This window comes from uncultured Nostoc sp., from assembly GCF_964245575.1.
Taxonomy (GTDB): domain Bacteria; phylum Cyanobacteriota; class Cyanobacteriia; order Cyanobacteriales; family Nostocaceae; genus Nostoc.
This window is the reverse complement of record NZ_CAXTNP010000202.1, coordinates 7231-14765: the sequence shown is the minus strand read 5'-3', so window position 1 is coordinate 14765 and position 7535 is coordinate 7231. Positions and strand designations below refer to the sequence as shown.

At 43.7% G+C, this 7535-nt stretch carries 5 protein-coding genes and 1 pseudogene; 5 read left to right on the top strand and 1 reads right to left on the bottom strand.

Annotated features, from left to right (window positions below; genetic code table 11):
- Window positions 1–363, top strand: a 363-nt coding sequence (locus ACFFAP_RS26415; RefSeq protein ID WP_375514006.1) for a WD40 repeat domain-containing protein, incomplete at its 5' end; no start/stop codon positions are given.
- Between the two features lie 33 nt (window positions 364–396).
- Window positions 397–486 (top strand): annotated as a pseudogene (locus ACFFAP_RS26410) (hypothetical protein); the annotation flags it as partial.
- Window positions 487–628: 142 nt separating this feature from the next.
- On the opposite strand, the gene ACFFAP_RS26405 reads toward ACFFAP_RS26410, so the two are convergent.
- Window positions 629–2596 (bottom strand): putative bifunctional diguanylate cyclase/phosphodiesterase, encoded by a 1968-nt coding sequence (locus ACFFAP_RS26405; protein WP_375514005.1) that lies wholly within the window; start codon window positions 2594–2596, stop codon window positions 629–631.
- 255 nt (window positions 2597–2851) lie between these two features.
- Here ACFFAP_RS26405 and ACFFAP_RS26400 point away from each other — a divergent pair, with 255 nt between their 5' ends.
- The 3 genes from ACFFAP_RS26400 to ACFFAP_RS26390 all read left to right on the top strand — a co-directional run.
- A complete protein-coding gene (locus ACFFAP_RS26400; RefSeq protein ID WP_375514007.1) occupies window positions 2852–4576 on the top strand; it encodes an ABC transporter ATP-binding protein in 1725 nt (574 codons plus the stop codon).
- A gap of 789 nt (window positions 4577–5365) precedes the next feature.
- Window positions 5366–5917 carry a PadR family transcriptional regulator gene (locus ACFFAP_RS26395; protein ID WP_375514004.1) on the top strand — a complete coding sequence of 184 codons (552 nt, stop codon included), beginning with the start codon at window positions 5366–5368 and terminating at the stop codon, window positions 5915–5917.
- 54 nt (window positions 5918–5971) lie between these two features.
- Window positions 5972–7535: efflux RND transporter permease subunit (locus ACFFAP_RS26390; protein WP_375514003.1), on the top strand; the 1564-nt coding region annotated here is incomplete at its 3' end.

Sequence of the window (7535 nt, the reverse complement as noted above, 5' to 3'; positions counted from 1 at the left end):
GGACATCTTGATTCAACCACTTTAATTGGTAATTTCTTTTTCGGAAATCACCTAAACACTAACAGTCCGACACTTATACAGACTCTCACAGGGCATTCCCAAGAAGTACGTTCTGTTGTCTTCAGTCCTGATGGGCAAACCCTTGCCAGTGGCAGTATGGATAAAACCATCAAGCTGTGGCGCTTAGGCGATGGCAAATTGTTGCACACTCTAACGGGGCATTCCCAAGCCGTATGGTCTGTTGCCTTTAGCCCTAATGGACAGACCTTAGCCAGTGGTAGTTATAACAGAACAATCAAGCTCTGGGATTTAGCTAGTGGCAAACTCCTTGCTAACTTTGCAGGACATACCAAGTCTGTATGATCTGTTGCCTTTAATCCTAATCGGCAAACCTTAGTAAGTGGCAGTAGTGACGAAACCATCAAACTTTGGTCTATACCCCGCGATACTACCGCTCATACTCAAACACTTGAAAACGCTTTCTAATTACTGGCAACTGCTGCCTTATATCCAACTCCAGTGGCAAACCATCACCAAGGGATTTATTGGGATCTTGGGATATGTGCTGGCGACATTAGTGTTGATCGATCTCGCCGGTAAATTAGCAACTCCTTTTGCACAATATCCATCACCACTGAATATTTGCCATAATTAATGCTGTTGCCTGAGAGCTATCTAATGGATGGGAGAAAAAATATCCCTGCCCATATTCACAGTTCAACATTCTCAACAGTGCTAGTTGCGCTTCTGTCTCCACCCCTTCGGCGGTCACATCCACACCTAATTTGTGTGCCAATGTAATAATTGTCTGAACAATATCTAAGTTTCCATGATCAATTATGCTCCCGCTAACAAAAGAGCGGTCTATCTTCAACTGATTAATTGGAAAGTGGTGGAGACGACCTAATGAGGAATAGCCCGTACCGAAGTCGTCAATTGCCAACTTAATTCCTAAATTTCTCAGTTGCTTTAGCCTGATGATGGCTTTATCATCGTTTTCCATAATTACGCCTTCTGTAATCTCCAGCGTCAAACTCGGTGCGGCGAGTCCAGTGTCTTGTAGAACTTTATTAATGTGCGACACCAAGTTTTCTTCACTGAACCTAGTAGTACAAAGATTGACACTAATGGTCAAAGGACACTCAGCCAGATCCCCACAGCTAGAGGAGAATTGCTCTTGCCACTGCTGTATCTGACTACATGCCTCATGCAACACCCACTGCTCAATAAGGATAATTAGCCCGGTTTCTTGGGCAGTTGACATGAAATACTCTGGCAAAACAATGCCGTATTTTGGATGTAGCCAGCGCACAAGCGCTTCAAAACCAGTTATCATGCCGCGACTGAGTGACACTATCGGTTGATAATAAACCCGAAACTCTTGAAGCTCAATGGCTCGGCGCAGCTCGTTAACCAACTCCAAGTGTGCCATTGCTTGAATATGCATATCAGTGTTAAAAATCTCATAGCACGCCCTGCCTTGTGCCTTAGCTCGGTACATCGCAATATCGGCGTCACGCAAGTAATTTTCTGGGTGTTCACAACCTGTTATGCTTAAAGCAATGCCAATACTCGCTGTAGTGGACACTTCGTGCCCGTCTAGAACCACAGTTCGTGCCAGATTCTTTTGTATTCGCTCAACAACCCCTACCACTTCTAATACATCTCTAATTCCCACTAGCAAGATGATAAACTCATCTCCTCCCAGCCGTGCAGCTATATCTGTAGAGCGCAAGCATTCTTGAAGCCTTTGAGCAACCGTAAGCAGTAATTGATCTCCAAATGTGTGTCCCAGGCTGTCATTGATCACCTTGAAGCGATCTAGGTCTAGAAACAAGACAGCAAATAGATAATCTGAATGCCGTTTGGAATAATTGACCGCATCTTCTAAACGGTTCATAAATAAAGCGCGGTTTGGAAGTCCCGTCAGTACATCGTGAAACGCAAGGTGCAGCAGTTGTGACTTGGCTTGTTTATGCTCTGTAATTTCACTTAGCAATTGCTGATTTGCATTTGCCAGTTCCACTGTGCGTTTTGCCACTTGTTCTTGTGCTTGTTTAGCTTCGCTGATATTACGCAGCAACCAACGCCAGCCTACCAAGTTTTGTTGTGAGTCAAACACTGGAGATGCCCTGACACTTGCAGGAAAGGAGGTACTAAGCCGTGGCTTTAGCTCAATTACGCAGTCCTCTATCTGCTGCGAATTATTTATCAGGGAGCTAAATATCTGGCGGTCTTGTTGAGCAATAAACACAATTAATGGTTTACCTACCAGATATTTTTGGCGCACAGAGAGCATAGTTGCTGCTGCATAGTTAGCCTCTAGGATCTTCCCTACGGTATTAGTTACCAAGTAACCATCCGGCGCAAAATCGAATAATGTTTGGTAACGCTGGCGTTCTTTCTCTGCTACCGCTCTTGTTACCTCTAGCTCCTCAGAGGCAGCTAATAGTTCTTCCACTGCTATTTGGAGTTGATCGAAAGCCGCTATCATTAGCTCTTGTTGTGAGTTCGGTTGGGTTGCAGTGCGCTGCCATATTCCCCGTACCCGCGCTCGCAATTCCTCTATCTGCTCGCTAAAGTTATCTACATTCATGTTGCTCAAGCTGCAAAACTATGAAGCGTGGGTATAAGTAATGGTTAAATTTAAATATCAGTATAAATAACTACTATAAAAATTGTATCTATAGCAGGATATACTTCAATGGTAATTATACCGATTCTCTGTGAAGATACACATTATTTTGACCTGAACGCTAAAACAGTTTGTAACTAATTAGTGAACTATTCAGAAACTCACCAAAAACTGCTAGCGTCAAACAAAGGAAAATATGATTGTGGACGTTACAGCTTGAAAACCCGTTCTAATTACTGGCAACTGCTGCCTTATATCCGACTCCAGTCGCAAACCCTCACTAAGGGACTCGTTGGTATCTTGGGATACGTGCTGGCGACATTAGTGTTGATCAATCTTGCTGGTAAATTGGCAATTCCCTTTGCACAAGGTAATGTAGTAGCGATCGCTCAAATAACTGGTAGCTGTGCCTTAATATTTCTTGTGAGAGGCTTGTTTCAGTCTATACAAGATATGTATATGGCGAAAGCTGCTTTAAGAGTTGCTTTTCATCTCCGTCAGCAAGTCTACGCACATCTTCAAAAGCTAAATCTCAGCTATTTTGAAACTGCAAAAGCAGGTGATTTATCTTACCGCCTCACAGAAGATGTTGACCGAGTTGGGGAAGTGGTAAATAAAGTATTTCACGACTTTATCCCCTGCATTTTGCAGTTGCTAGCAATTCCGATTTACATGATTTACCTGAATTGGCAACTGACATTAGCAACAGTGATAGTTGCGCCATTGATGGGTATTTTAGTTGGCTGGTTTGGTGAACGGTTACGCAAATATTCTTTAAAAAGTCAAAATCGCGTATCGGGTTTATCAGCCATCCTGGCGGAAGTTTTCAACGGTATTCGTTTGGTACAGGCTTTTGCTGCCGAAAATTACGAAATCGCCCGCTTTGCCCATGAAGCAGAACGCAGTCTCAAAGCCAAATACTCAGCCGAACGCCTCAAAGCGATTCAGATTCCCATCGTCGGATTTCTGGAAGCCTTAAGTGCATTATCTTTACTGATTGTGGGAGCATGGCAAATTTCCCAAGGTAATTTAACAGTGGCGAATTTTTTCAGCTATTTGGCGGCGGCGGCGCTGTTAATTGATCCCATTGGTCATACTACTAATAATTACAATGAATTTAAGCAGGGTGAAGCATCTGTTGACCGCGTTTTTGAATTAATGGGAATTCAGCCGACGGTAATCGAAAAAGCAAATGCGATCGCTCTACCCCCAGTCAAAGGCAAAGTAGAATATCGTCATATTTCCTTCGCCTATAAACCAGGCAAACCTGTATTAAAAGATATCAGTTTATTGGTATCGCCAGGTGAAGCGATCGCTCTTGTGGGTGCTTCGGGTGCTGGTAAAACCACATTTGTCAACCTCCTCCCCCGTTTTTATGATCCCGAAGTTGGTCAAATATTAATTGACGGTATTGATATTCGAGATGTCAAGCTGCATAGTCTGCGGCGACAAATTGGGATTGTTCCTCAAGAAACCATCATGTTTTCGGGGACAATTGCCCAAAATATCGCCTTTGGACAAGATGTTTTTGATATGGAAGCAGTTAAAGAGGCGGCGAAAATTGCTAATGCTGATCAATTTATTAGCCAACTGCCAGAGGGTTATCAGACTTGGGTGGGTGAACGTGGGGTAAACTTATCAGGTGGACAAAGACAAAGAATTGCGATCGCTCGTGCTGTTTTGCTCAATCCCCAAATATTGATTCTTGATGAGGCGACATCAGCATTAGATTCCGAATCAGAAGCACTGGTACAGGAAGCGCTAGAAAGACTGATGGAAAAACGGACGGTGTTTATTATTGCTCACCGTTTATCAACAGTTAGGAGGTGCGATCGCATTTTAGTTCTCGAACAGGGTCAAATTGTCGAATCGGGAACACATGAAGAATTGTTAGCGCTAGAGCGTCGCTATGCGCGGTTTTATGCCCAGCAGTTTAGTTAGTCAAAAGAGGGAGTTGGAAGTGGGGAGTCTCACTTCTTTACTCAGAGCAGCCACATCTAGAGTACTCTTGACCAGAAAGAAAAAGGTACAGAGCAAGTAAATTTATTTATGGGGTTGTTACTTTTGAATGCGTGACTTTTGACTTCCCCGAACGCGAGTGCGTCCCGTAGAGAAGGGGTTGACCATGAGCCGCCCTGGCCAATTAGATAAGGATTTTACTGATAACGAAGGTCGTTAACCGAACCCTATTGACTAATACGCTTGGGTTGAGCGTAAGCGTTACCCAACAAAGTCTTGATAATGTTGGGTTTCATTCCTCAACCCAACCTACGTTAGTATAATTTTTAGGCTTAACTGAACTGTATTGCTACAAATCTTGCTGAAGTCTCCAAATGAATCCTCACCGAAGAGGCAGAGGGGAGGGGGGCAGGGAACTCTTGAGCCAAGCCCTTCCCAAGGGCGTGGAGCTTGATCAAAACATAGGGTATGAAGCCCCGCCCTTCCAGGGCGCTTGGAAGAGTGCGAGTACAAGCTTTGCAAGAGCCTCTCCCCCTGCTCCCTGCTCCCCTACCTGTTTTGACTTTTAGCACTAAGGGACTTTCAAATAAAAAAATACTCAACTACCTATTGTGAGGTGGACGTCTCACTTGTCCCTAACTAGCCCACAGGTAACTTATACGGCTTCGCCTTTACGGTATCACAGAGAATTCTGACAATTGAACCTTAAGTACTTGGCTAAAAAGGCTCAATTTGATATTGTTGATCGACATATCAAGTTGATATATCAAAATGCTGAAGCTAGCAGTATTAGGTCTATTACAGCGAGAGCCTTTAAATGGTTATCGGCTTAAACAGCAACTAGAGATGTTTATGAGTTGCAGTATTTGTGTCAACTATGGCGCGATTTATCCTCTTCTGAAGCGCATGGAAGAACAAGGTGAAGCGATCCTATGTGCAGAACAAGGAGAAGAAAGTGGGCAGTGTGGAAAGGTATATGAGATTACACCTCTCGGTAAAACCATTTGGTATAAAGAGATGCTGGCATATCCTCATGAAAGTTGGGTTAATGCGCGATCACGATTCTTTATCAAATTTTTTTTCTTTAGTCATTTATTACCCAAAGAACGAGTGCAGTTAATCGAACATCGATTGATGTTATGTCAGTTACGCCTTGCGGAGAAAAAAGCACTTGAAGTTACTGATGATTTATATCAAGCGAAAGTGCAAAAGCGCGCAGTTGAAGTGATCGAATCAGAAATTGAGTGGCTAGTTGAGCAACTCCAAACAGAACAACTTCAATTAGCTCAAACGCCAACCTCAGTCATGAGTGCTGAGTGCTGAGTGCTGAGTAAAACTGCTTTAACAGAAAAAACTTTTGAAGTATCCTAACTAACTATGTGGATCGTCAAAATTGCTTTACGTCTTCCGTATACATTCGCGATCGCTGCTTTGATGATTGCGATCCTGGGTGCAGTCACGATATTTGGTACACCAGTTGACATTTTTCCCGCAATTAACATTCCGGTTGTCAGCGTAGTTTGGACTTACACTGGTACCACATCTGAGGAAATGGCACAGCGAATCGTTACCATTAGCGAACGCGCTATGACAACAACCGTTGGTGACATCGAACACATTGAGTCTCAATCTTTAAGTGGTGTTAGTGTCGTCAAGGTTTTCTTCCAACCTAACGCCAATATCGCCTCAGCAGTTGCTCAAATTACCTCTGTCAGCCAAACAATTCTTCGCCCTTTGCCACCTGGGATTACACCGCCATTCATCATTCAATACAACGCTTCTTCGGTGCCGATTATCCAGATGAGTGTCAGTAGCAAAACCTTACCGGAAGAAGCACTTTTCGACTATGCTACCAACTTCGTCCGCACCCAATTAGCAACAGTGCAAGGAGCGAGTATACCTCTGCCTTATGGTGGTAAACCTCGGCAAATTATGGTTGATATCGATCCCCAAGCGATGTTGGCTAATGGCGTTTCTGCTCAAGACGTGACTAATGCTGTCAGTGCCCAAAACTTGGTTTTGCCCGCAGGCGATATGAAGATAGGCGATCGCAACTTCGCCGTACAAATCAACAATAGTCCAAGTGTGGTGGAAGCCCTCAATGACTTGCCGATTAAGCAAGTTAATGGTACTGTCATTTCCATTCGTGATGTCGCCCAGGTAAGAGATGGCTTTGGCGTGCAATCGAACATTGTACGTCAGAATGGCAGGCGATCGAGCTTACTTAGTATTTTGAAGAGTGGCAATGCCTCAACGATTGATGTAATCGAGCGGGTTAAAAAAACTTTGCCTCGCATCCAATCCACCTTACCCCCAGAACTGAATTTAGCGTTTTTGTTCGATCAATCTATATTTGTGAAAGCTTCGATTCAAGGCGTTCTCAAAGAAGGATTGATTGCAGCTTGTCTGACTGCGGTGATGATTTTGATTTTCCTGGGAAGTTGGCGCAGCACCGTAATTGTAGCCGTATCGATTCCTCTCTCGATGCTAGTTTCAATTATTGTGATGAGTCGTTTGGGACAAACTTTCAACATCATGACTTTAGGTGGTTTATCTTTAGCTGTTGGTATTCTTGTAGATGATGCCACAGTGGAAATTGAAAATATCCACCGAAATCTCGGACAAGGTAAACCCATCAAGCGAGCAATCTTAGATGGGGCGCAGCAAATCGCCACTCCAGCACTTGTAGCAACATTATGTATTTGTATTGTCTTTGTGCCGGTCGTGTTTCTCAGTGGAGTGGCAAAGTACCTATTTGTCCCCTTAGCAATGGCAGTAGTATTTGGGATGCTTGCTTCCTATGTGCTATCTCGGACTGTAGTACCGACAATGGCAAGCTATCTTTTACCAGCCGAAGTAGACTGGCATAGAGAAAGCGAAAATCATAATGGTCATAGCGACAACCACCATACTGATTCGCCAGTCCAAAACAATAATGGTC